Consider the following 21,850-nt stretch of genomic DNA (forward strand, 5'->3'; position numbering starts at 1 on the left):
GTCAGGCCCGGCTTTCGCCCTGGAGCATCGCCACCAGGCGCTGTTCCGTTGCCGGTGAGAGGCCTGCTTTCCGCTGCCGGTCCAGTCCGCGGAGGCGTTCATCGGCCAACGTGGCGGCCAGCGTTTCCTGCCAGGGCCGCAGGACCATTCCCGCGGCCCTGGCAGCCTGGTTGCTGCGGGCCATGAAGCCGTCGTGGCCGGGCGGAAGCCAGAGCGGAAGGGAGTCCGGCCCGGACCAGTAGTTCACGCCCTGGTCCACCAGCCACTCCCCGCCGGCGGTAATCGTGGTGCTGCTGGAGGCGGACGCTTCGTGGCAGGCGCTGATGAGTTCCGCAAACGGCACCTGGTCACCAAGGGCGTTCAAGGTTCCGCTGATCCCCTTCCCCGCGGCGAGCAGGACCCAGGCCGCAAGGTCCCGGACGTCGATGACCTGCGTGGGGTTCTCCCCGATGTCCGGGACCAGCACAGGTCCGGAGTTCCTGGCAATGCGGGCGGGCCAATAGCCGTAGCGGTCGGTGGGGTCGCCGGGGCCGCTGAGCAGGCCTGCCCGGCACAGGTGGGCCTTGCCGGCAGCGGCCTCCAGGGTCGCTTCTTCGATGGCCACCTTTGACTCGCCGTAGGTTTCCGGCGTGGACTGCACCCCCGGCGGCAGCGCCGGCAGCAGCGCCGCGTCTTCCGCCGCTCCCGGGACGGAATGGCCGGCGTAGGCCGAGCAGCTGGAAACAAAGGTCCAGTGCCCGGCCCTGCCGGCGAGGCCGGCGAGAGCCTGCCGGGCGGGCCCGGGGTCCCGGGCCACCTCGATCACGGCATCCCATTCGCCCACCAGGCCCGAATATGCAGCCGGTCCCGTCGCGCGGTCCGCCCTGACCCAGTGGGCGCCCGGCGGCGGCTCACCCGATATTCCCCGCGCCAGGCACGTCACGTCATGCCCCGCGGCAACCGCCTGCCCGGCGATTTCCCTGGAGAGAAAGGCGGTTCCGCCGAGGATGAGAATGCGCATGGCCCCACGCTACGGGGGCTAGTGTTGAAAGAGAACCAAGCAATATCCCAAGGAGCTACTTCCACCCATGGTCAGCATGTTGTCCATCCTTCCCAACGCCACAACACAGCCCGATGGCGTGAGCGTCCCGGGCATCGTCATCAGCCTGGGCATCGGCGTCGCCGTCTGGCTCGTGGCCACGTTCGTCATTTCGCGCATCACCAAACGGGTGGCGGCGGGAAGCAACTTTTTCAAGAAGCCCACGTTTAGGTGGGCGGCCCCGGCCTTCCGGGCCCTGGACCACGAACGGCGCGTGCAGCGCGCGGAAACCATCGGCTCGCTGCTGAACAGCATTGTGGGCGTGCTGGTGGTGGTCATCACCGGCATGTACGTCCTGCAGAACCTGGACATCAACATCGCCCCGCTGCTCACCAGCGTGGGTATCCTGGGTGTGGCCATCGGTTTCGGCGCCCAGCAGCTGATCCGCGACTTCCTGGCCGGGATTTTCATTACCATTGAAGACCAGTACGGAATCGGTGACGTCATCGAAACCAGCGAAGTGGTGGGCGTAGTGGAGTCCATGGGTCTGCGGATCACCCGCGTCCGCTCCGACGACGGCGCCATTTGGTACCTGCGCAACGGTGAGATCCTCCGCGTGGGCAACCGCTCGCAGGGACGGTACGTTCCGCTGCACGAGTCCGACGACGGGACCACCGACCAGGGGTCGGCCCATGTTGAGACGAAGAAGACTGACCAGAAAGCCGGGGAATAGCATGTCGCTTCCGATCGAACCGCGCCCTGTTGAGCCCCAACCTGCCAAAGCAGGACCCGACCGGCAGCAGCGGCCCCAGTTGATGCAGAACGATCCCTTCAGCAAGCCGGCCTACACAGACAGCTTTTACGATGCGGTGGGCGGCCACGAGACCTTCGTTAAGCTCATCGATGTCTTTTACGACGGCGTTGCCACCGATCCGCTGCTGCGGCCCATGTACCCCGAGGAGGACCTTGCCCCGGCAAAACGCCGGTTCCTGATGTTCCTTGAGCAGTACTGGGGCGGGCCCACAACGTATGGCGAGGAGCGCGGCCACCCTCGCCTGCGCATGCGGCACATGCCGTTCAAGGTGACCCACGAGGCGAAGGACCGGTGGTTGTTCCACATGCGCACCGCCGTAGACGCCCTGGAACTGCCGCCGCTCTACGAAGGCACGCTGTGGGAGTACATGGAGCGGGCGGCGCTGTCCATGGTGAACAGCGCTTCCGAGGCCTGACGCCTGCCGACCGGAACCTGGAAGGGGCCCGGGCCGCCTTCAGCTACAGCAGGCCGCTGCCGGTCCGCGCCAGCACATGGCCGCGCGGACCGGTCAGCCGGAACCAGCGGCCGGCGCGGTAGAGCTTCTGGTCGCCGTCGGCCAGGAAGCCCAGGGCGAACGCTGCGAAGGCCGCTCCGGCGGGCAGGCCTGACGCGTCCAGTTCCCGTCCCCAGACAGCCGCCCGGGCGTTGTTGACAATCAGGGCGCCCGGTTTGTCCGGCACGATGCCCGCCACCTCCGCCATGCCTGCTTCGGCCGCCGCCTTCAGGCCGGCGTCGCTGACAGCGCCCAGCAGCTCCCATCCGCCCCTTGGGGCGCCCACTCCTGTCCAGGATTCGGTGAAGGTGCTGGGCGGAACCGGCAATTCGACGTCGTCCTCCCCTGCGCGTGCCAGCCGGTCCAGGACGGCGGACAGGGCAACAGTGACATCTGTTCCGGACGGTTCGGCGAGCGCCATGGTCCGCAGGCCCAGGATGGTGGGGGTGGCTTCGCCCAGGAGCCTGGGCCGCAGGACGCACACGTACGCGGCCAGGACGGAACCGGCTGCCTGCAGCCGGATGGCGCCGTCATCGATGGCTTTGGCCCTGGTGGCAAACGTCTTCAGGTCGGCGAGATCCCGGGGATCGGCGAAACGGAAGGACGAGGTGAGAAGTTCAGACACACCTAAACACTACCGGCTGCGCTCCGGTTGAGTGGCTCCCCGGGCGCCGTCTAGAGTCGGACCATGACTGAAGCCGAAGCCGGACTCCTGGCCCCGCCAAGCGGAGACCCCACCTCATCACTGATCGAACTGCTGGACCTCGGTGAACTTGAGGGCGCCCGGACGGACGAGGACATCTTCCTGGGGCCCTCACAGCGGCAGCCACACCACAGGGTGTTCGGCGGACAGGTGCTGGCGCAGTCACTCGTGGCGTCCATTCGAACGGTGGATCCTGAACGGTTTGTGCATTCCATGCACGGCTACTTCCTGCGGCCCGGTGACGCCAACAAGCCCATTACCTTCGGTGTGCAGCGGCTGCGTGACGGCCGGTCGTTTTCCGCCCGGCGCGTCCACGCCTACCAGGACGGTGTTCCCATCCTGTCCATGATTGCCTCTTTCCAGGGTGAGGACGAAGGGATCGAGCACGCGTCGGCGATGCCGGCGGGCATCCCGGACCCCGAATCGCTGCCCAGCACGGCGGACCTGCTGGGCAAGTTCGACCATCCTGTGGCCCGGCACTGGGCGTATGAGCGGCCTTTCGACATCCGGCACGTCGATCCGCCGCTGTACGTTACCGCGACCGGCCCGCGGGAGGCCCGCAACGCGGTCTGGATGAAGACGTTCGGGCCGATGCCGGACAACTCCAACCTGCACCGCGCCGCCCTGGCCTACGCCAGCGACTACACCCTGCTCGAATCCATCCTTCGGCGGCACGGCCTCAGCTGGATCACCCCGGGCATGAATGTTGCCAGCCTTGACCACGCGATGTGGTGGCACCGCCCGGCGCGCGTGGATGAATGGCTGCTCTACGTCCAGGAGTCTCCCAGCGCGCAGGGCGCACGCGGCCTGGCCACCGGCAAAATCTTCAGCCGGGACGGCCAGCACGTGGCTTCCGTGGCGCAGGAGGGCATGGTGCGCGTTCCCGCCGAGGCGGCGCACACGTAGTATCCGCACACCCCTGCGATCCGGCGCTGGTGCGCCGGGCATGGGAAAGGCCGGCATCCGGGGAGCAATTCAGCCCGGGTGCCGGCCTTCCGTTTTCCTGCAAACAGGCCCGCAGGCGTCCTGTTGACGAGCCCTTGGGGCCGGCAGGTCAGTCGCGGGTCAGGCGCCGGTGGGTGACGCGGTGCGGCTTGGCCGCGTCGGGGCCCAGCCGCTGGACCTTGTTCTCCTCGTAGGATTCGAAGTTGCCCTCGAACCAGTACCACTTGGAGGGGTTCTCGTCGTCACCTTCGTAGGCAAGGATGTGCGTGGCCACGCGGTCCAGGAACCAGCGGTCGTGCGAGACCACCACGGCGCAGCCGGGGAACTCGAGCAGCGCGTTTTCCAGGCTGCTGAGGGTTTCGACATCGAGGTCGTTGGTGGGCTCGTCGAGGAGCAGCAGGTTTCCGCCCTGCTTCAGGGTCAGTGCCAGGTTCAGGCGGTTCCGCTCACCCCCTGACAGGACACCTGCCTTCTTCTGCTGGTCCGGGCCCTTGAAACCGAAAGCGGCCACATAGGCACGGGACGGCATCTCAACATTGCCCACCTGGATGAAGTCGAGTCCGTCGGAGACAACCTCCCACAGGGTCTTGTTGGGGTCGATGCCGCCGCGGCTCTGGTCAGCGTAGGAAATCTTGACCGAGTCACCGATCTTGAGCTCGCCGCCGTCCAGCGGTTCCAGGCCGACAATGGTCTTGAAGAGGGTGGACTTGCCCACACCGTTGGGGCCGATGACCCCCACGATGCCGTTGCGGGGCAGGGTGAAGGACAGCCCATCGATCAGGACACGCTCATCGAAGCCCTTCTGGAGGTTCCTGGCCTCCAGGACCAGGCCACCCAGGCGGGGTCCCGGCGGGATCTGGATTTCCTCGAAGTCAAGCTTGCGGGTGCGGTCGGCCTCGGCGGCCATTTCCTCGTAACGGGCCAGGCGGGCTTTGGACTTGGTCTGGCGGCCCTTGGCGTTGGACCGGACCCACTCGAGTTCCTCGGAGAGGCGCTTGGCCTGCTTGGCGTCCTTCTTGCCCTGGATCTCGAGGCGGGCGCGCTTCTTCTCCAGGTAGGTGGAGTAGTTGCCTTCGTACGGGTAGAGGTGGCCGCGGTCCACTTCCGCGATCCATTCCGCCACGTGGTCCAGGAAGTACCGGTCGTGGGTGACGGCGAGGACGGCGCCGGGGTAGCTGGAGAGGTGCTGCTCGAGCCAAAGCACGCTTTCGGCGTCCAGGTGGTTGGTGGGTTCATCGAGGAGCAGCAGGTCGGGCTTCTGCAGGAGGAGCTTGCACAGTGCCACGCGGCGCCGCTCACCGCCGGAAAGGTTGGTGACATCGGCATCGGCCGGCGGGCACCGGAGGGCGTCCATGGCCTGTTCCAGCTGGGAATCGAGGTCCCATGCGTCGGCGGCGTCGATGGCCTCCTGCAGCTTGCCCATCTCTTCGAGGAGGGTGTCATAGTCAGCATCGGGGCTGGCCATTTCCTCGGAGATTTCGTTGAAGCGCTGGATCTTGCCGTAGATCTCGCCAACGCCTTCCTGGACGTTGCCCAGGACAGTCTTTTCTTCGTTAAGCGGCGGTTCCTGGAGCAGGATGCCCACGCTGTAGCCGGGGCTGAGCCTGGCCTCGCCGTTGGAGGGCGTGTCCAGCCCGGCCATGATTTTGAGGATGGTGGACTTACCGGCACCGTTTGGGCCCACAACACCAATCTTGGCGCCCGGGAAGAAGGACATGCTTACGTCATCAAGAATGAGTTTTTCGCCAACGGCCTTGCGGGCCTTGGTCATTGTGTAGATAAATTCCGCCATGGTCTCAAATCTAGTGGGTTGGCGGGCAGATCTCACATTTGCGGCGGACAGGTCAGCCGGATCAGGAGCCCACGAAGCATTTGCCGCTGGCAAGTACCGGAAGGACTGTGACGGTCACCGCACCTTCGCGAACCTGCCCGATGACGCAGTCCTTGCCCTGCAGCACGGCGGCTTCGATGGCGTCCGCCTCCAGCCCGGTGGGTGTGCGGCTTTGCGAGACCTGGAGGGCGGCCGGCGCGATGCCGGCCCCGGTCAGGGCGTCGCTGACCTGGGCAGTGGCAGGTTTCGGCGTTCCCGTGGCCAGTTTGGTCAGGGTATCCGTAACCGTCCGTTTCACCGTTTCGGTGGCGGCGGCGGCTGCGGCCGAAACCGCGCCGCCGGACGTGTTGGCCAGCGGTTCCCCGCCGGCATTACTGCCCGGCGTCGCGGAGTCCGTGGCCTGGACCGGTTGTCCGTCCGCACCGGGACCGGCCGCCGGGGCCGCCGGTGAGGGCTGGTTGCCGCTGCCCCCGGCTGCAGGTCCGGTTCCGGACGGAGCAGCGGTGCACCCGGACAGGAGGCAGGCCAGCACTGCAGATGCCAGGGCTGCGCCGGTGCGGTTTTTCTGCCGTTTACGGGGGGTGGGACGCATGGTGTCATTCTGCCATGGGTGACGGGACGGCCCGGCCCGGAAAACGGGCAGTGCACCAGAGCTCGCCTGGGACGCAGTGTCCGTCAAGGGCCTGCGGATGTGGGGTGTTGGCGGGCGGACGGGTGTTGGCGGGGGGGCCGGAGGGCGGCCGGGGGTGCCGCCATTCCGTCCGCCCGGGACTGGATGGGCAACGCTGATACCTGATACGTGGTTCCTAGACTTCGGCGAGTTCCCCCGTTTCCAGGTCAAGGGAGGTGAGACCGCCGTCGCTGTCCTCAATGACGACGGCGGGGTGGCCGGGATCCCCGGGGTGTTCATCTTCGCGGTCCTCCGGCTCGTCCGGGTCCTGGTCCAGCCCGGGGACGTCATCGGGGGCCGGCGGCTGCTCCACGAGGGAGAGCGCCGGCCTGGAAGCGGTGCGGATAAAGTTTGCCGACCCAAAGGAGAGGTCGTGCCCCACGGCATCGGCGTCAATGATGGCGGAGTGGTACACCCGCCCGTCCTTTTCCCACGTGCGGATCTTCAGTTTGCCCACCACGATGACCGGCTGGCCCTTCCTGATGCTGCACCCCAGGGTTCCCGCCAGCTGGCGGTAGCCCTGCACGGTGAACCAGTTGGTGTGCCCGTCGCCCCAGGTCCTGGATTCGCGGTCGAAGCGGCGGGTGGTGGAACCGATGCGGAAGGAAGCTGTTGCCACTCCCCCTGGCGTGGTGGAACTGGTTATCTCGGTGGCCACGAAGCCCCGGATGGTGATGGTTTCGCTCATGTCTACGTCCTGTCTGGATGGTGGCGCCTTTAGCAGGCATGACCAGCATCGCGCCGGACCACGTCGGGCAGGAGGGACGGGTTTGCCTATGTGGACAACGTCCGGGGGAAAGGCCGGTGTGGAGGATGAGTGGCGGCTGGATGACACCGCCGGCAGCCGGGCAATGTAAACTTTTTGAGGCGCCGGCCTGCAGGCCGGAAGCCAACGCCTCAGTAGCTCAGGGGATAGAGCAGCGGCCTTCTAATCCGCCGGTCGGGGGTTCGATTCCCTCCTGGGGCACCGCAGTGGATGGCGCCCCGGTCTTCGGACCGGGGCGTTGTGCGTGGCGCTACGCGTGCAGCCGGTGCGGCGCTTCCATCAGGGAGCGGATCACGCTTCCGGCTGCCCCCAAAAGGGCGCCCGACTCGCCAACGGCGGACATCGTCACCTGGCTGGATGCATATTTCCCTGGCGCATATTTGTCCAGGCTCGCCAGCAACGGGGCACGCAGCCATGGTTCGAGGACCGCGAAGTGGCCCCCAAGGACCACAGATTCGATGTTGACCACCCGCGCCGTCGAGGCGAGTGCTATCCCCAGGCAGCGTCCCGCACGTTCGACGGCGGAAACAGCCCGGGGCTCCCCGGCCCGCAGCGCCTGCAGCAGGGCGGACATGTCCGCGGAGCGGGAACCCCGGTCCAGGGCCAGGCCGGCCGCGGCAAAAATGGCGTCCTGGCCGGCAACGGTCTCCAGGCAGCCGGTCCCGCCGCATGAACAATGCCCGCCGTCGGGGTCAACCACAATGTGCCCCACCTCGCCCGCGTGGCCGTGCGGACCGGTGAATAGCTCTGATCCGATGACTATCCCGCCACCGACGCCCACCTCGCCGGAGACGAAGAGGAAGTCCGACGCCCCGTCCGGCCGGTGCCGCAGTTCGGCGAGGGCTGCGGCGTTGGCTTCATTGAACAGCGCCACCCCAAGGGGAGCTTCGGGCAGCAGCGCCTCCAGGTCCAGGTCCGCATTGACCCAGCCCAGGTTCGGAGCGGTGAGCACCCGCGCCAGGGCCGGGTCAACGAGCCCGGGCACGGCAAGTCCGCCACCCAGGACCTCGACGCCGTGCTCCCCCGCCGTGCTCCTGACCCGGGCGGCCAGGGCTGCGAGCGCGGACAGCACCGGCCCGTCCGGGCTGTTGCGGTTGTCGCGTTCCTCTTCCTCCCGGACGAGGACGGTTCCGGCGAGGTCCACCACTGCCGCGGAGATGTAGTCGACGTTGATTTCCATCCCCATGACCGCCCGGCTGGGGCTGAGTTCCAGACCCACGCCGGGACGGCCCCGCCCCTGCGGGTTGAGGCCGATTTCGCGGACGATCCCTGCGTCAAGGAGGTCCAGCACCAGGCTGGACACTGATGCCTTGGTCAGTCCGGTGGCTCCGGCCAGCTGGGCGCGGCTGGGATGGACGCCTGGCGGAAACTCGGCGATTGCGCCAAGGACCAGTGCCAGGTTGCTGCGCCGGACATCCGCCACGCTTCCGGGGGCAGCGCCTCCGGGTCCCGCCACTGCAGGCGCCGGCATCACCATCACAAACCTCCCCGTCCAAGTTCCGACAGATTTTCCGGCTGTTTTCCAGCCGGGACTCTTGACCCAACCCTACGACGGCTCATATAGTTCAGGCAATAAACTAAAGCTTCGCACCTCCGCGGAGCCCGATCGCAAGGACGCATCATGACTCTTACGCCCACCCCCGCCGACAAATTCACTTTTGGTCTCTGGACCGTCGGCTGGACCGGCGCCGATCCGTTCGGCGTCGCCACCCGTGCCGCGCTGGACCCGGTGGAGGCCGTGCACCGCCTGGCAGAACTGGGCGCGTACGGCATCACGTTCCACGACAACGACCTTGTCCCGTTTGATGCCTCCGCCTCGGAGCGGGACCTGATCCTGAAGAACTTCCGCGCGGCCCTGTCCGAGACCGGGCTGAAAGTTCCCATGGTGACCACCAACCTGTTCAGCCACCCTGTCTTCAAGGACGGCGGCTTCACCTCGAATGACCGCTCGATCCGCCGCTTCGCCCTCTCCAAGGTCCTGCGCAACATCGACCTCGCCGCCGAACTCGGCGCCGAAACCTTTGTCATGTGGGGCGGCCGGGAAGGCAGCGAATACGACGGCTCCAAGGACCTGGCCGCCGCCCTGGACCGGATGAAGGAAGGCGTGGACACCGCCGCCGGCTACATCAAGGACAAGGGCTACAACCTGCGGATCGCGCTCGAGCCCAAGCCCAACGAACCCCGCGGCGACATCTTCCTGCCCACCGTGGGCCACGGCCTGGCCTTCATCGCCCAGCTCGAGCACGGCGACATCGTGGGCCTGAACCCCGAAACCGGCCACGAGCAAATGGCCGGACTGAACTTCACCCACGGCATCGCCCAGGCCCTGTGGGCCGGCAAGCTCTTCCACATCGACCTCAACGGCCAGCGCGGCATCAAGTACGACCAGGACCTCGTCTTCGGACACGGGGACCTGACCAGCGCCTTCTTCACCGTGGACCTGCTCGAGAACGGCTTCCCCGGCGGCGGCCCTACCTATGACGGCCCCCGGCACTTCGACTACAAGCCCTCCCGCACCGATGGCTACGACGGCGTGTGGGAGTCGGCCAAGGCCAACATGTCCATGTACCTGCTGCTGAAGGAACGCGCCCTGGCCTTCCGCGCCGACCCGCAGGTACAGGAAGCCCTCAAGACCTCCGGCGTCTTCGAACTCGGCGAACCCACCCTCAAGGCCGGCGAAACCACCGCCGACCTGCTGGCCGACGCCGCAGCATTCCAGGACTTCGACGCCGACAAGGCAGCCGAACGCTCCTTTGCCTTCGTGCGCCTCAACCAGCTCGCCATCGAACACCTCCTCGGCGCCCACTAGGCCATGGTGCTCGTCGCAGGCATCGACAGCTCCACCCAGTCCTGCAAGGTGGTGATCCGCGACGCGGATACCGGAGCACTCGTCCGCCAGGGCCGGGCCACGCACCCTGCCGGCAGCGAGGTTCATCCGGACCATTGGTGGACTGCCCTTCAAAAGGCGGCGGCCGACGCCGGCGGGCTGGATGACGTCAGCGCCGTCTCGGTGGGCGGGCAGCAGCACGGCATGGTCTGCCTGGACAGCGACGGTGCCGTCATCCGCCCGGCGCTGCTGTGGAACGACACCCGCAGCGCCGGCGCGGCCGTGGAGCTCATCAAGGATGCCGGCGGCGGCGATCCCGCCGCCGGCGCCGAGTATTGGGCCCGCACCACCGGAACTGTCCCCGTTGCTTCCCTCACGGTGACCAAGCTGCACTGGCTGGCGGAAAACGAACCGGAGAATGCGGCAAAGGTGGCCGCTGTCTGCCTTCCGCACGACTGGCTGACGTGGCGGCTCGCCGGCTTCGGCCCGGGCAGCGGCGCCGAAGGGCTTGCCGCCTTGGCCACAGACCGCTCCGACGCATCAGGCACGGGGTACTACTCGACGGCGGAGGACAACTACCTTCCGGACGTCCTGTCCGCGGCGCTCGGCCACGTTCCTGCCGTCCCCAGGGTTCTTGGCCCGTTGGAGGCGGCCGGACGGACTCCCGCAGGCAGCGTCCTGGCAGCGGGTGCCGGGGACAACGCGGCCGCCGCGCTTGGCGCAGGGGCGGGGTTGGGCGACGTCGTGATGTCCCTGGGCACATCCGGCACCGTTTTCGCCGTCTCGGAAACACCGGCGGCAGATCCGTCCGGACTGGTGGCGGGGTTTGCCGACGCTGCCGGGCACTACCTGCCGCTGGTCTGCACCTTGAACGCCACCCGGGTCTTTGATGCCACGGCGGCGCTGCTGGGCGTGGACCTGCCGGAGTTCAACCGGCTGGCCCTGTCTGCCGGTTCCGGCGCCGGAGGGCTCACCCTGGTGCCCTACCTTGACGGGGAACGGACACCCAACCTGCCGGACGCCACGGGTACCCTGCACGGCATCACGCGTGCCAACTACACCCCGGCCAACCTGGCGCGCGCCGCCGTCGAAGGCGTGGTCTGCTCCCTGGCCGACGGCCTGGCGGCGCTGCAGGCCCAGGGCGTGTCTGCCCGCCGGATCCTCCTGGTGGGCGGGGGCGCCCAATCCACCGCCGTGCAGGAAGTCGCAGCGGCCCTGCTGGGAACACCCGTCACAGTGCCGGAGCCGGGTGAGTATGTTGCCGACGGCGCGGCACGCCAGGCAGCGGCGGCCCTCACCGGACGTTTCCCTGCATGGGCTGCTGGCGCCGTCGACCTTCCACTGGGGAAGGACGACGGCGGCGTGCTGGCCCGGTACCGGCGGTTCGCCTCGCTGTATACCCAGGGCAGCAACAGGTAACAAAGAAACAAAGGGACCCGGACCCGCGGTGGGCATCCACCGCCGGTCCGGGTCCTTTCCACGTGGGGCGCAGGCTCCTGCCAGTCATGTTGGGAACGTGGCAGGAGCCCGCGGTCTTGGGTCAGGTCAGGCGTACGGGAGGACGAGCTCCGCGTAGCGCTCCTTTACTGTGGCCAGGACGGTATTGCCGTCCGTGTCCCAGATCTCCTGATTGAAGATTTCCACTTCGATGTCGCCGGTGTACCCGGCATCCCGCACCCAGGTGCCGATGGTGGCAAAGTCCACCACGCCGTCGCCCATGTAGCCGCGGGACAGCAGCGGATCGGCCGCGATGGGCATGTTGAAGTCGCACACCTGGTAGGAGGCGATGCGGCTCTCCCGGCCGGCCCGCTCGATCTGCGCCTTCAGTTCCGGGTCCCACCAGACGTGGAAGGTATCGACGGCGACCCCCACCGTTGAGGCGTCGAAGGGCGCTGCAAGGTCCAGCGCCTGGCCCAGGGTGGAGATCAGCGCGCGGTCAGCCGCATACATCGGGTGCAGCGGTTCCAGGACCAGGCGTACGCCGTTTTCCTGCGCAAACGGAACCAGGTCGGCGAGCCGGTCGGCGACGCGCTGGCGGGCTGCCACCACGTCCTTCTCCCCCGGCGCCAGGCCGCCGACCACCAGGAAGAGCTCCCTGGTGTCCAGTGCCACGGCTTCCAGGATGGCTGCCTTGTTGTCCGCGAGCGCGGCCGCCTGGCCCTCTGGATCGGGGGCGGTGAGGAATCCGCCGCGGCACAGCGAGGAGACACGCAGCCCGGCGTCCTTGATCAGGCGGGCGGCCTTGTCCAGGCCGGCCTCCTCCACCCGGTCCCGCCACGGTCCGATGGCGGGGATCCCGGCGTTGACGCAGCCCTCGACGACCTGGGCGAGCGTCCACTTCTTGGTGGTGGCACTGTTGATGGAGAGGCGGGAGAAGTCGCTCATACTCCCACCCCGTTGATCCGCAGGTAGTCCGACATCCGGAAGGCTGCCAGCGCCGGGTCCCTGAGCAGGCCGGCCTGGTCGGCGAGTTCGAAGGTCCTGGCCAGGTGGCATACCGAGCGGCCGGAGTGCAGGCCGCCCACCATCTGGAAGCCGGGCTGCTTGCCGTTGAGCCAGGACATGAACGCGATGCCGGTCTTGTAGTAGAACGTGGGGGCGCTGAAGATGTGCTTGCCCAGTTCGCGGGTGGAGTCCAAAATCTCCCGCGCCTTCGCCGGGTTGCCGGCGTCATAGTTCTGCAGGGCCACCGAGGCGGCGGGATAGATCGCCGCGAAGATGCCCAGCAGGGCGTCCGAGTGGTGGCTGCCGTCGCCGTCGATCAGTTCGGGGTAGTTGAAGTCGTCCCCGGTGTAGAGGCGGACGCCCTCGGGCAGTGCCGCCCGCAGGGCAACTTCGTGGCCGGCATCCAGCAGCGAGACCTTGACGCCGTCCACCTTGTCCGCGTGGTCCCTGATGAGGCCCAGGAAGGTTTCGGTGGCGGTTGCGACGTCGTCCGAGCCCCAGTAGCCGGCGAGCGCGGGATCGAACATGGTGCCCAGCCAGTGCAGGATGACCGGCTGGTCCACTTCCTGCAGCAGGGTGGAGTACACCCGCAGGTAGTCCTCCGGGCCGCCGGCGACCCTGGCCAGGGCCCGGGAGGCCATCAGGATGACCTTGGGTCCGGCCTCGGCAACCACGGCAATCTGCTCGCGGTAGGCCTCGAGCACCGCCTGGATGCCTGCTTCGCCGGTGGGCAGTGCAGCGGTGTCCAGCTGGTCGGTTCCGGCGCCGCAGGAGACGAGGTCACGGACGGACTTGCCGGCGGTGGCCGGGTTGTTGGCGGAAACCACGGATGCGGCTTCCACTCCCGTGCGCTTGATGAGCTGCTGCGTCGCTGCCCAGTCCAGGCCCATGCCGCGCTGGGCTGTGTCCATGGCATCGGCGACGCCCAGACCGTAGGACCACAGTTCGTGGCGGTACGCCATGGTGGCGTCCCAGTCCAGGCGGGCCGGGGCACCGGGCGTATTGTCCGCCAGCACCTCGGGGATGACATGGGCGGCCGCATAGGCGCGCCGTGCAGTCAGGGGCGCAGTGGGCCGGGCCCAGGCGGCGCCGCCCTGAAGGCGGTACTCCCTGGTTCCGCCGTCTTCGGAGGGAAGGATGAGGGACGTCATTAGAGGGTGATCTCCGGGATATCGATGGTGCGGCGTTCGCCGCTGGACTGCAGGCCAAGTTCGGCGAGCTGGACGCCGCGGGCGGCGGACAGCAGGCCGAAGCGGTGCTCGCGGCCGGCCACGACGTCGCGGAGGAACTCTTCCCACTGCAGTTTGAAGCCGTTGTCCAGGTCGGCGTTGGCGGGAACTTCCTGCCACTGGTCCCGGAAGGATTCGGTGACGGGCAGGTCCGGGTTCCATACGGGCTTGGGGGTGTGTGCGCGCTGCTGGGCGACACACTTATTCAGGCCGGCGACGGCGGAACCGTGCGTGCCGTCCACCTGGAATTCCACCAGTTCGTCGCGGTACACGCGCACTGCCCAGGAGGAGTTGATCTGGCCGATGACTTCGTCTCCGGCCGGAGTCTCGAGTTCGAAGATGCCGTAGGAGGCGTCGTCGGCGGTGGCCTTGTATTCCTTGCCGGCCTCGTCCCAGCGGGTGGGGATGTGGGTGGCCGTCTTGGCGTTGACGCTCTTGACCTTGCCGATGATGCCCTCGAGGACGTAGTTCCAGTGGCAGAACATGTCCGTGGTCATGCCACCGCCGTCCTCCTGGCGGTAGTTCCAGGACGGACGCTGGGCTGACTGGATGTCGCCTTCGAAGACCCAGTAACCGAACTCGCCGCGGATGGAAAGGATGCGGCCGAAGAAGCCTTCATCCACCAGGCGGCGGAGCTTGACCAGGCCGGGCAGGTACAGCTTGTCGTGGACAACACCGGCAGTGACGCCGGCTTCCTTGCCGACGCGCGCCAGTTCAATGGCCTCCTCCAGCGTTTCCGCCGTGGGCTTCTCCGTGAAGATGTGCTTGCCGGCCAGCATGGCCTTCTTCAGGGTGGCGGCGCGGAGGCTGGTCATCGAGGCGTCGAACACGACGTCGACAGTGGGGTCGCTGATCACGGCGTCCAGGTCGGTGGACCATTCGGAGACCTTGTGCTTTTCCGCCAGCTCGCGGATCTTGGCCTCGTTGCGGCCCACCAGGATGGGTTCAACCTGGACCCTGGTTCCGTCCTCGAGGGTGAAGCCGCCGGCATCGCGGATGGGCAGGATGGAGCGCAGCAGGTGCTGGCGGTAGCCCATCCGGCCGGTAATGCCGTTCATGGCGATGCGGATCGTTTTGGTTTCGTAGCCCATGTGTCCTCCACGGTGAGTGAGCAATGTACTGAAGTTGTCTGGGAAAGCGCGTTCCCGCTGCTTCAATAATGCACGGCGCGCTTTCCGTTGGCAAGCGCTTTCCGGAAGTAGTTTGAACTGTCATAATGTGCTTAGCCTTTGAGCCCGTACCGACCACCAGGAGATGCAGTGGCTGCAAGTACCCTTACCGAGGTGGCCCGCCTGGCCGGCGTCTCGCCCGCCACCGCTTCCCGCGTGCTGAATGGCTCGGCCCGTAAACCGGGCAAGGACATTGCCGACCGCGTCCGGCAGGCAGCTGAATCGCTGGGCTATATCCCCAACGCCCAGGCGCAGGGCCTGGCGAAATCCAGCTCCGGCCTGATCGGCCTGATTGTGCATGACATTGCCGACCCCTATTTCGCGGCCATCGCCAGGGGCGTGCAGGAAGCCGCCCGGGAACAACGCAAAATGGTGCTGCTCGCCACCACCGGAGGCGGCCCGGCCGAAGAGAAGGAAGCAGTGGCCGCCTTCGCGGCGCGGCGCGCGGACTCCATTGTGATCGCCGGTTCCCGTACCTGCCGGGAAGAGGACCGGGAGGGCAACGCCGAACTGGCTGCCGAACTTGACCGCTACTGCCGCAACGGCGGCCGGGTTGCCGTGGTGGGACATCCCGTCGTGGGTGCAACCGCTCCGGAGGGGTACCACGTGGTGAAAGTCCCCAACCAGGAGCTGGCCGGGCAGCTCGCCGCCGGGCTTGCGGAAGGCTGGGACGGCGACTTCGTGATCATCGGCGGCCCTGAGGGCCTCCTGACGTCCGATGACCGTGTCCGCGGCTTCCAGGAAGGGTTGGAGCGCGCCGGGCGGCGGCCGGCAGAGGTGCTCCGCACGGCCTTCAACCGGTCCGGTGGATATGAGGCAGGACTTCAACTGGCCGCCAGGATCAAAGCAGCCCAGTCCGGGGACGGGGCCGCACCCAGGCTGTGTATTTTTGCGGTCAATGACGTCATGGCCATCGGCGCCGCAGCAGCCCTGCGGTCCGAGGGGCTGCGGATCCCCCGCGACGCAGCCATCGCCGGCTTTGACGACATTGAAACCCTCCGCGACTTCCGCCCCGCCCTGTCCACTGTCCGGCTGCCCCTGGAAGACATCGGGCGCCTTGCCACCAGGGCCACTGGCCGGAATCCGGCCGACGGCGACGGCGGCGAGGTGGAGGCCGCCGCTCCCGGCGGCATCACCGGAGAGGTAACCCTGCGGCGCAGCACGGAAGCGGCAGCCTGATGGCACCGCGGGGACTTACCGCGGTGGCCGCCCGTTCCGGCGCCGCGGGCCCGCGTCCTGCCATCCTGGTCCTGCCGGGCGGGGGCTATGCCCGCCAGGCAGACCACGAAGCCGAGCCGGTGGCAGAATGGCTTGCCGCACTGGGGATCCACGCCTTCGTCCTCCGCTACCGGGTGGCCCCGGAGCGGCACCCGGCCCCGCTGGAAGACGCCAAGGAAGCCATGCTCCACATCCGGAACGGGGAGCACGGGCTCCCCGTGGACGCGGAGCGCGTCGGCGTCCTGGGATTCTCCGCGGGCGGGCACCTGGCCGCCACCTTGTGCACGGCGGCTGCCACGGGGAAGCCGGACCTCGACAATCCCGCGGCGGTGCCGGATCTTTCGGTGCTGTGCTACCCCGTGGCGTCCCTGACCCACGAAGCCCACCAGGGCTCGGTGGCCAACCTCCTTGGCGACGCACCGCCGTCGGCCCTCCTCACGGCACTCTCGGCGGAGCTGAACGTCACGCCCCGCACACCGCCGGCATTCATTTGGCACACCGCCGACGACGAGGCCGTCCCGGTCAGCAACAGCCTGAACTATGCCAGGGCACTGATTGCTGCCGGCGTTCCGGCGGAACTGCATGTTTTCCCTGAAGGACGGCACGGGCTGGGACTCGCGGCCGGCGAACCAGGGCCCGGGCAATGGACGTCCCTGTGCGCGGCGTGGCTGCAGCGCGCCGGATGGGCCGGCTCCCCGGCCGGCACGGCAGCAGGAAACTGAGACCGGCCCTGCCGGTGGCCGGAAGGGCGGCCTGCTAGGGCAGCGCCCGGATGGTCCAGTCCGCGGAATGTGATGCGCCGGGCTGCAGGTGCACCAGGTCCGTGCCGGAATGCAGGGCATCCGGAGGGCACGTCATGGGCTCAACGGCCAGGCCGAGCCGGTCCGGGCCGGCAGGCTTGTCCCCCGTATGCACCTGGACCCAGGGCCACTCCGCCCCCCATTCCAGTTCCACGCCGGTCCCCGACCGATCCAGCACCCGGACGCGTGCCAGGCCGGCGGCGTCCCGGGAGATGTCCGTGAAGGCGTGGTCGATCTTCACCTCTCCCAGCCGGCGGGGCGAGCGGAAGTCAAAGGCACCTGCGCCCACCTCCCGCATCCCCACGGGAAGCAGCCGGTCCGGCGTGACCTCCAGGTAGGCAGCGGCCGGAAGTTCCAGCGACCAGTCATCCAGCGGGGAGGGCCCGGCCACCAGGTAGGGATGTGGGCACACCCCGTAGGGCGCGGCAACGGGGCCGGCATTGACGGCCAGGACGGTGCTGTGGAGCCCGTCAGCGGAAAGCGAGTAGGTGACGCTGAGGTCCAGGTCGGCCGGGTACTCCGGGCCTGACGGGATGCGGCAGCCCAGGACCGCCCGGTCCGCGGCCGCCTCCAGCACCTTCCACGCCTGATGGATGGCCAGGCCGTGCAGCGCGGCGCCGCGTTCGGGTTCGTTGACGGCGGCCGTGTACGGTTTCCCGGCATAGGTGTAGGTGCCGTCGGCCAGCCGGTTGGGCCAGGGCGCGCAGATGACGCCGCGGTAGTCAGGCACGGGGCCTTCGGGCCCGAAGCCCACCACCAGGTCCCGGTTCCCGTGGCGCAGTTCGCGGAGCGCCCCGCCGCGCCGGGTGACGACGGCGGAGTAGGGTCCGTGGGCGAGGTGGATCTCGGTGCCGGGCATGGATTCCCCCAGGTTCTGATTGTGTTAGCGCTCACCAGCGTACCCCACCCCGGCCCTTGGCGGGTGGCTAAAGTTGGCCCCATGGACACCGCCGCCGACCAGGAGCTCATCGCCGCCGTCAAAGGCGCGCTCCGGGAACTCGCCAACCCGGAGCGTGCCACCGGCGCCCAGGCCTACATGAGGTCAGCGATTCCCTCGCTGGGCGTCCGGGTTCCGGACGTGCGGCGGATCGCGGCCCGGGCTGCGGCTGACTTTCCGCCCGCCTCTGCCGGGCAACTGCGCGCCACGGTACTGGAGCTCTGGCGCACCTCCACCTTCCGGGAGGAACGGTATGCGGCCATAGACCTGACCGGGCACCGGCTGGTGGCCCGGGACCTGGACATGCTGCCCGTCTACGAGGAGATCATCCGCACCGGCGCCTGGTGGGATTTCGCGGATGGCGTGTCCGGCCGGATCTGCGGGCTGCTGCAGGCGCACCGGGCCCCGGTGTCGGCAACCCTGAGGCTGTGGAGCCACGACCCCGAGCTTTGGATCCGCAGGGCCTCCATCACGTCGCAACTGCGTGCGAAGAAGGACACTGACACCGCGTTGCTGGCGGCCGTCATTGAGCCGAACCTGGCGGACCGGGAGTTCTTCATCCGGAAGGCGATCGGCTGGGCCCTGCGCGAATATGGCAAGACGGCGCCGGAGTGGGTGGAAGCCTTCGTCGCCCGGCAGGGACCCGCCATGAGCGCGTTGTCACGCAGGGAGGCCCTGCGCGGGATCGCCGCCGTACCGGCGCCGCAGTAGTGCGCCTGGCAGATGGGCGTACGGCTAGATCACGGGACGTTCGACGACGGGCTCGTGCGTTTTGCGGAACAGCCTGCGGGTGCCGGGGTCCCAGAAGATCAGGTACAGGGCGAACAGGAGAGCCGTCAGCGCCGCGGCGATCCGTGCCAGGGCAAGGGCGAAGCCCAGATCCTGGGTCTGCAGGTAGGGGAAGACGTCCAGCTGGTCCGAAATGGCGTAGATCATGAAGAACGACACCACGAAGTACAGGGCCTTGACCTGCCAGTCGTTGCGGATCCCGGTCACGGCGAAGAGCGGGATCAGCCAGACGACATACCAGGACTGGATGATGGGGGCCAGCAGCACCACGGCGGCGAAACCGAGGGCCAGCCGGCGCATCAGCCGGTCGTAGTCCCCCTTGAGGATCTGCCAGGCGACGATGCCCACGGCAAGCAGCTTCCCGGCGTCGAACACCCAGCCCGCCGGCACCGACCCGTCCAGGCCGAACGCGTTGGCCAGCGATCCCACCACCATGCCGATCAGCCCCACCGGGGCATACCAGATGGAGATGCTGCCGGGAGCGGACAGCCCGTTGATCCAGCCGAAGCCGAATCCGTTGACCAGGCTCATCGCGGCCAGGAGCGCGAGGCTGATGCCGGCCGTCAACGCCCAGAAGGCAGCCTTCCGCAGCCAGCCAGCATTCTTCCCTGCCCAGAGGAGGCCGATGAACGGCAGGAAGACGATGGTGATGGGCTTGACGGCGATGGACAGGGTCACGATCACAATGCCGAGGATTTCCCGGCGGGTGGCGGAGTAGTACAGCCCCGCCAGGGCCAGCCCGATCATCAGGGAGTCGTTGTGCACGCTGGCGATGAAGTTGGTCAGGAAAAGCGGGTTCGCCACGGTCAGCCAGAGGGCACGGTGCGGGTTGACGCCGTGAAGTTCCGCGAGCCGGGGCACGTAGATGACGCACAGGACCACGCCGGCCACCGCCACCAGCCGGAACAGCATGACGCAGGCCTCCGGCTGGACGTTGGTGGCCCAGACGACAAATTGTTCAATCCACAGGAACAGCTGGCCGTAGGGAACCGGGGCTTCGGTCCACATCTTGTCCGCGCCGAGCTGGAAGTAGTTGGACAGGGCGGAGATGCCGTTTTCGTAGGGGTTGAAGCCCTCCACCATCAGCCGCCCCTGCCCGATATAGGCGTAGACGTCACGGCTGAAGAGCGGCACGCTGAACATCATGGGAAGCCCCCACGCCGCAAGCGCGGCCAGGGTGGCCCGCCGCGCCTGCGGTCCCCACACCCGGACCTTCTGGCCAAGGCGCAGCCAGGCGCGCACCAGCAGCATGCCCCCCACCGCCACCAGGACGATGGACAGGGCCACGCCGGGGGCTTCAGTGCGCATCCAGATAAACAGGGGCATGCGGCGCAGTTCCGATACCGGGGCCAGCCAGCCCACGCCGAAGGATCCGAACAGCATGAACACGGACCCCAGGAAACCGACAAGCAGTGGCGAGCGCGGATTGTCCACCTCGGCACTGCCCGTTCCAGCACTGCCGGCCGCCGCCATCTCCCCCGTTGCGGGCACAGGCGCCGTCATCTCAGGATTGTCCAATCTTCTTGCGTTTCCGCGGTTTGCCCGGCGCGCCGCACGGGCCGGCCAGGACATGGTTCAGGGCGGAAGGGCGACCCGCCGCGTACCCGAAATCCTAGCATCGGCAGGGGGTCCGGGAGTGTAACGGTAGGCTGGTCCGGTGCCTATATCTAACGAACGAATCGTCTGGATCGACTGCGAAATGACCGGTCTGGACATCAAGAACGACGCCCTCATCGAGGTGGCAGCCCTGGTCACCGATTCGGAACTGAACATCCTGGGTGACGGCGTTGACGTGGTCATCAAACCCGACGACGCCGCGGTTGCACAGATGTCCGACTTCGTCCGGGACATGCACACCAAGTCGGGGCTGCTGGCGGAACTTCCGCACGGCAAGACGATGGCAGAAGCCGAGGCCGCGGTAATGGAGTACATCTCCGCCTGGGTTCCGGATCCACGCAAGGCGCCGCTGGGCGGCAACTCGGTGGGCACGGACCGCGTGTTCCTGTCGCGGGACATGCCCGCCGTGGTGGAACATCTCCACTACCGGGTCATCGACGTCAGCACCATCAAGGAGTTGTCGCGCCGCTGGTACGCGCGTGCCTACTTCCAGTCACCGGCCAAAAAGGGTGGACACCGCGCACTCGGGGACATCAAGGATTCGATCGATGAACTGCGGTACTACCGCGAAGCCGTTTTCGTCCCCGCGCCCGGACCTGACAGCGCCACCGCCCAGAAGATCGCCCAGGGGATCACCACCGGCGGGTCCGCCGGGCAGTCCGGGGAGTAATCTGCGCCACGTTTCGGTGAAATTTGGCGAAAATCGCTAAAAGTGGACAAAGCACTCCTTCCGAACAGGTAAGCTATTTGAGTTGCGTTTCCAGGGAGCCGCTAAGGCGGATTTCACTTGAAGCACATGGTGGGCGTAGCTCAGTTGGCAGAGCGCCTGGTTGTGGTCCAGGAGGTCGCGGGTTCAACCCCCGTCGCTCACCCTCACGGGGCGGCACATGCAGCCGTCAACATGGGAGGCCGCACCGGATATCCGGTGCGGCCTCCTTTGTTGTGCCCCACCGGGGGTACGCGCAGGAAAACCGGGGACACCGCGAAAGCCGAGGGACAACTGATATGACCGTTCTGCCAATCACCATCTGGGGCGAGCCTGTCCTGCACCGGCGCGCGGCCGAGGTGGAGGTTTTCGACGACGAACTGCGCACCCTCATTGCCGACATGTTCGAAACCAACGAAGCCGCGCATGGCGTGGGCCTCGCCGCCCCGCAGATCGGCGTGGGCAAGAGAATCTTCGTTTACAAGTACGCCAACGACGATGGCGCTCCCCCAAGCGGTGTACTGGTGAATCCCGTGCTGACACTGTCCAAGGTCTCCGGCGCGGCGCCCGACCCTGATGAGGAGGAGGAGGGCTGCCTTTCCTTCCCCGGTGAGCAGTATCCGCTCAAGCGGGCCGAATGGGCCCGGGTGGAGGGGTTCGACGGCTTTGGAAACCCGGTGAAGTTTGAGGCAACGGGCTGGTTCGCCCGGGTAATCCAGCACGAATACGACCACCTGGACGGAAAGCTGTATGTCAACCGGCTGATTGACCGCTATTCCCGCAAAGCCAGGAAGCAGGCGAAGAAAAACGGGTGGGGCGTGCCGGGGTTGACGTGGATGCCCGGCGTGGACCCGGATCCGTTCGGCCACTGAC

The 21,850-nt window shown here is 67.5% G+C and carries 21 protein-coding genes and 2 tRNA genes; 12 read left to right on the forward strand and 11 right to left on the reverse strand.

All coding sequences use genetic code 11. The features are described from left to right. Position 1 precedes the first annotated feature (1 nt). A complete protein-coding gene (locus ACEN9K_RS13155) occupies positions 2-1,000 on the reverse strand; it encodes an NAD-dependent epimerase/dehydratase family protein (protein ID WP_495634522.1) in 999 nt (332 codons plus the stop codon). A gap of 67 nt (positions 1,001-1,067) precedes the next feature. Here ACEN9K_RS13155 and ACEN9K_RS13160 point away from each other — a divergent pair, with 67 nt between their 5' ends. Next, positions 1,068-1,751: a mechanosensitive ion channel family protein gene (locus tag ACEN9K_RS13160; RefSeq protein ID WP_018769485.1), complete on the forward strand. Its 684-nt coding sequence runs from the start codon at positions 1,068-1,070 to the stop codon at positions 1,749-1,751. A 1-nt stretch (position 1,752) separates the two neighbouring features. Next, complete coding sequence (locus ACEN9K_RS13165) at positions 1,753-2,247, forward strand: globin (RefSeq protein ID WP_056390703.1); 495 nt, start codon at positions 1,753-1,755, stop codon at positions 2,245-2,247. Positions 2,248-2,290: 43 nt separating this feature from the next. On the opposite strand, the gene ACEN9K_RS13170 is transcribed toward ACEN9K_RS13165, so the two are convergent. Next, complete coding sequence (locus ACEN9K_RS13170) at positions 2,291-2,950, reverse strand: DUF8185 domain-containing protein (protein WP_495634523.1); 660 nt, start codon at positions 2,948-2,950, stop codon at positions 2,291-2,293. A 63-nt stretch (positions 2,951-3,013) separates the two neighbouring features. On the opposite strand from ACEN9K_RS13170, the gene ACEN9K_RS13175 reads away from it, so the two are divergent. After that, positions 3,014-3,934 (forward strand): acyl-CoA thioesterase, encoded by a 921-nt coding sequence (locus tag ACEN9K_RS13175; RefSeq protein WP_495634524.1) that lies wholly within the window; start codon positions 3,014-3,016, stop codon positions 3,932-3,934. A gap of 148 nt (positions 3,935-4,082) precedes the next feature. Here the strand turns inward: ACEN9K_RS13175 and ettA are convergent, their stop codons facing one another. The 3 genes from ettA to ACEN9K_RS13190 all read right to left on the reverse strand — a co-directional run bounded on the left by ettA (position 4,083) and on the right by ACEN9K_RS13190 (position 7,162). Beyond that, the gene (gene ettA / locus ACEN9K_RS13180; protein ID WP_018769489.1) at positions 4,083-5,765 is read right to left on the reverse strand and encodes an energy-dependent translational throttle protein EttA; all 1,683 of its coding nucleotides are present in this window, start codon (positions 5,763-5,765) and stop codon (positions 4,083-4,085) included. Positions 5,766-5,826: 61 nt separating this feature from the next. Continuing rightward, positions 5,827-6,396 carry a DUF6993 domain-containing protein gene (locus ACEN9K_RS13185; protein ID WP_495634525.1) on the reverse strand — a complete coding sequence of 190 codons (570 nt, stop codon included), beginning with the start codon at positions 6,394-6,396 and terminating at the stop codon, positions 5,827-5,829. Between the two features lie 214 nt (positions 6,397-6,610). Beyond that, a complete protein-coding gene (locus ACEN9K_RS13190) occupies positions 6,611-7,162 on the reverse strand; it encodes a single-stranded DNA-binding protein (RefSeq protein WP_495634526.1) in 552 nt (183 codons plus the stop codon). 206 nt (positions 7,163-7,368) lie between these two features. On the opposite strand from ACEN9K_RS13190, the gene ACEN9K_RS13195 reads away from it, so the two are divergent. After that, positions 7,369-7,441: transfer RNA gene (locus tag ACEN9K_RS13195), tRNA-Arg, on the forward strand. Positions 7,442-7,490: 49 nt separating this feature from the next. On the opposite strand, the gene ACEN9K_RS13200 is transcribed toward ACEN9K_RS13195, so the two are convergent. Then, positions 7,491-8,717: an ROK family protein gene (locus tag ACEN9K_RS13200; RefSeq protein ID WP_018769492.1), complete on the reverse strand. Its 1,227-nt coding sequence runs from the start codon at positions 8,715-8,717 to the stop codon at positions 7,491-7,493. Between the two features lie 144 nt (positions 8,718-8,861). Here ACEN9K_RS13200 and xylA point away from each other — a divergent pair, with 144 nt between their 5' ends. Next, a complete protein-coding gene (gene xylA, locus ACEN9K_RS13205; RefSeq protein ID WP_018769493.1) occupies positions 8,862-10,049 on the forward strand; it encodes a xylose isomerase in 1,188 nt (395 codons plus the stop codon). Positions 10,050-10,052: 3 nt separating this feature from the next. Then, on the forward strand, positions 10,053-11,486 hold the full coding sequence (gene xylB / locus ACEN9K_RS13210) for a xylulokinase (RefSeq protein ID WP_223991901.1): 1,434 nt from the start codon (positions 10,053-10,055) through the stop codon (positions 11,484-11,486). Positions 11,487-11,612: 126 nt separating this feature from the next. On the opposite strand, the gene ACEN9K_RS13215 is transcribed toward xylB, so the two are convergent. From ACEN9K_RS13215 to ACEN9K_RS13225, 3 genes are read right to left on the reverse strand one after another with little or no spacing between them, the layout of a single operon-like run. Then, positions 11,613-12,452: a sugar phosphate isomerase/epimerase family protein gene (locus ACEN9K_RS13215; protein ID WP_495634527.1), complete on the reverse strand. Its 840-nt coding sequence runs from the start codon at positions 12,450-12,452 to the stop codon at positions 11,613-11,615. Beyond that, positions 12,449-13,663 carry a dihydrodipicolinate synthase family protein gene (locus tag ACEN9K_RS13220; RefSeq protein WP_134164643.1) on the reverse strand — a complete coding sequence of 405 codons (1,215 nt, stop codon included), beginning with the start codon at positions 13,661-13,663 and terminating at the stop codon, positions 12,449-12,451. Before ACEN9K_RS13220 ends, ACEN9K_RS13215 begins: the two co-directional genes overlap by 4 nt. Next, entirely contained in the window at positions 13,663-14,832 is a 1,170-nt protein-coding gene (locus tag ACEN9K_RS13225; RefSeq protein WP_495634528.1) for a Gfo/Idh/MocA family protein, read from the reverse strand. Before ACEN9K_RS13225 ends, ACEN9K_RS13220 begins: the two co-directional genes overlap by 1 nt. A gap of 168 nt (positions 14,833-15,000) precedes the next feature. On the opposite strand from ACEN9K_RS13225, the gene ACEN9K_RS13230 reads away from it, so the two are divergent. Both ACEN9K_RS13230 and ACEN9K_RS13235 read left to right on the forward strand, forming a co-directional pair. Continuing rightward, positions 15,001-16,089: a LacI family DNA-binding transcriptional regulator gene (locus tag ACEN9K_RS13230; RefSeq protein WP_495634529.1), complete on the forward strand. Its 1,089-nt coding sequence runs from the start codon at positions 15,001-15,003 to the stop codon at positions 16,087-16,089. Beyond that, the gene (locus ACEN9K_RS13235; RefSeq protein WP_144599809.1) at positions 16,089-16,850 is read left to right on the forward strand and encodes an alpha/beta hydrolase; all 762 of its coding nucleotides are present in this window, start codon (positions 16,089-16,091) and stop codon (positions 16,848-16,850) included. Before ACEN9K_RS13230 ends, ACEN9K_RS13235 begins: the two co-directional genes overlap by 1 nt. A gap of 34 nt (positions 16,851-16,884) precedes the next feature. Here the strand turns inward: ACEN9K_RS13235 and ACEN9K_RS13240 are convergent, their stop codons facing one another. Beyond that, positions 16,885-17,787: an aldose 1-epimerase family protein gene (locus tag ACEN9K_RS13240; protein WP_268003237.1), complete on the reverse strand. Its 903-nt coding sequence runs from the start codon at positions 17,785-17,787 to the stop codon at positions 16,885-16,887. 81 nt (positions 17,788-17,868) lie between these two features. Here ACEN9K_RS13240 and ACEN9K_RS13245 point away from each other — a divergent pair, with 81 nt between their 5' ends. Next, positions 17,869-18,576, forward strand: a complete 708-nt coding sequence (locus tag ACEN9K_RS13245; RefSeq protein ID WP_018769501.1) for a DNA alkylation repair protein — start codon at positions 17,869-17,871, stop codon at positions 18,574-18,576. A gap of 24 nt (positions 18,577-18,600) precedes the next feature. On the opposite strand, the gene mptB is transcribed toward ACEN9K_RS13245, so the two are convergent. Beyond that, positions 18,601-20,157 (reverse strand): polyprenol phosphomannose-dependent alpha 1,6 mannosyltransferase MptB, encoded by a 1,557-nt coding sequence (mptB, locus tag ACEN9K_RS13250; RefSeq protein WP_018769502.1) that lies wholly within the window; start codon positions 20,155-20,157, stop codon positions 18,601-18,603. Between the two features lie 154 nt (positions 20,158-20,311). Between mptB and orn the strand changes: the two genes are divergently transcribed. The 3 genes from orn to def all read left to right on the forward strand — a co-directional run bounded on the left by orn (position 20,312) and on the right by def (position 21,849). Then, on the forward strand, positions 20,312-20,941 hold the full coding sequence (gene orn, locus ACEN9K_RS13255; protein WP_081620198.1) for an oligoribonuclease: 630 nt from the start codon (positions 20,312-20,314) through the stop codon (positions 20,939-20,941). A 129-nt stretch (positions 20,942-21,070) separates the two neighbouring features. Further along, positions 21,071-21,143, forward strand: a tRNA-His gene (locus ACEN9K_RS13260). A gap of 133 nt (positions 21,144-21,276) precedes the next feature. Continuing rightward, complete coding sequence (def, locus tag ACEN9K_RS13265; RefSeq protein WP_018769504.1) at positions 21,277-21,849, forward strand: peptide deformylase; 573 nt, start codon at positions 21,277-21,279, stop codon at positions 21,847-21,849. Position 21,850 lies beyond the last annotated feature (1 nt).

The sequence above is a fragment of the Pseudarthrobacter sp. Pseusp20 genome (assembly GCF_059492155.1).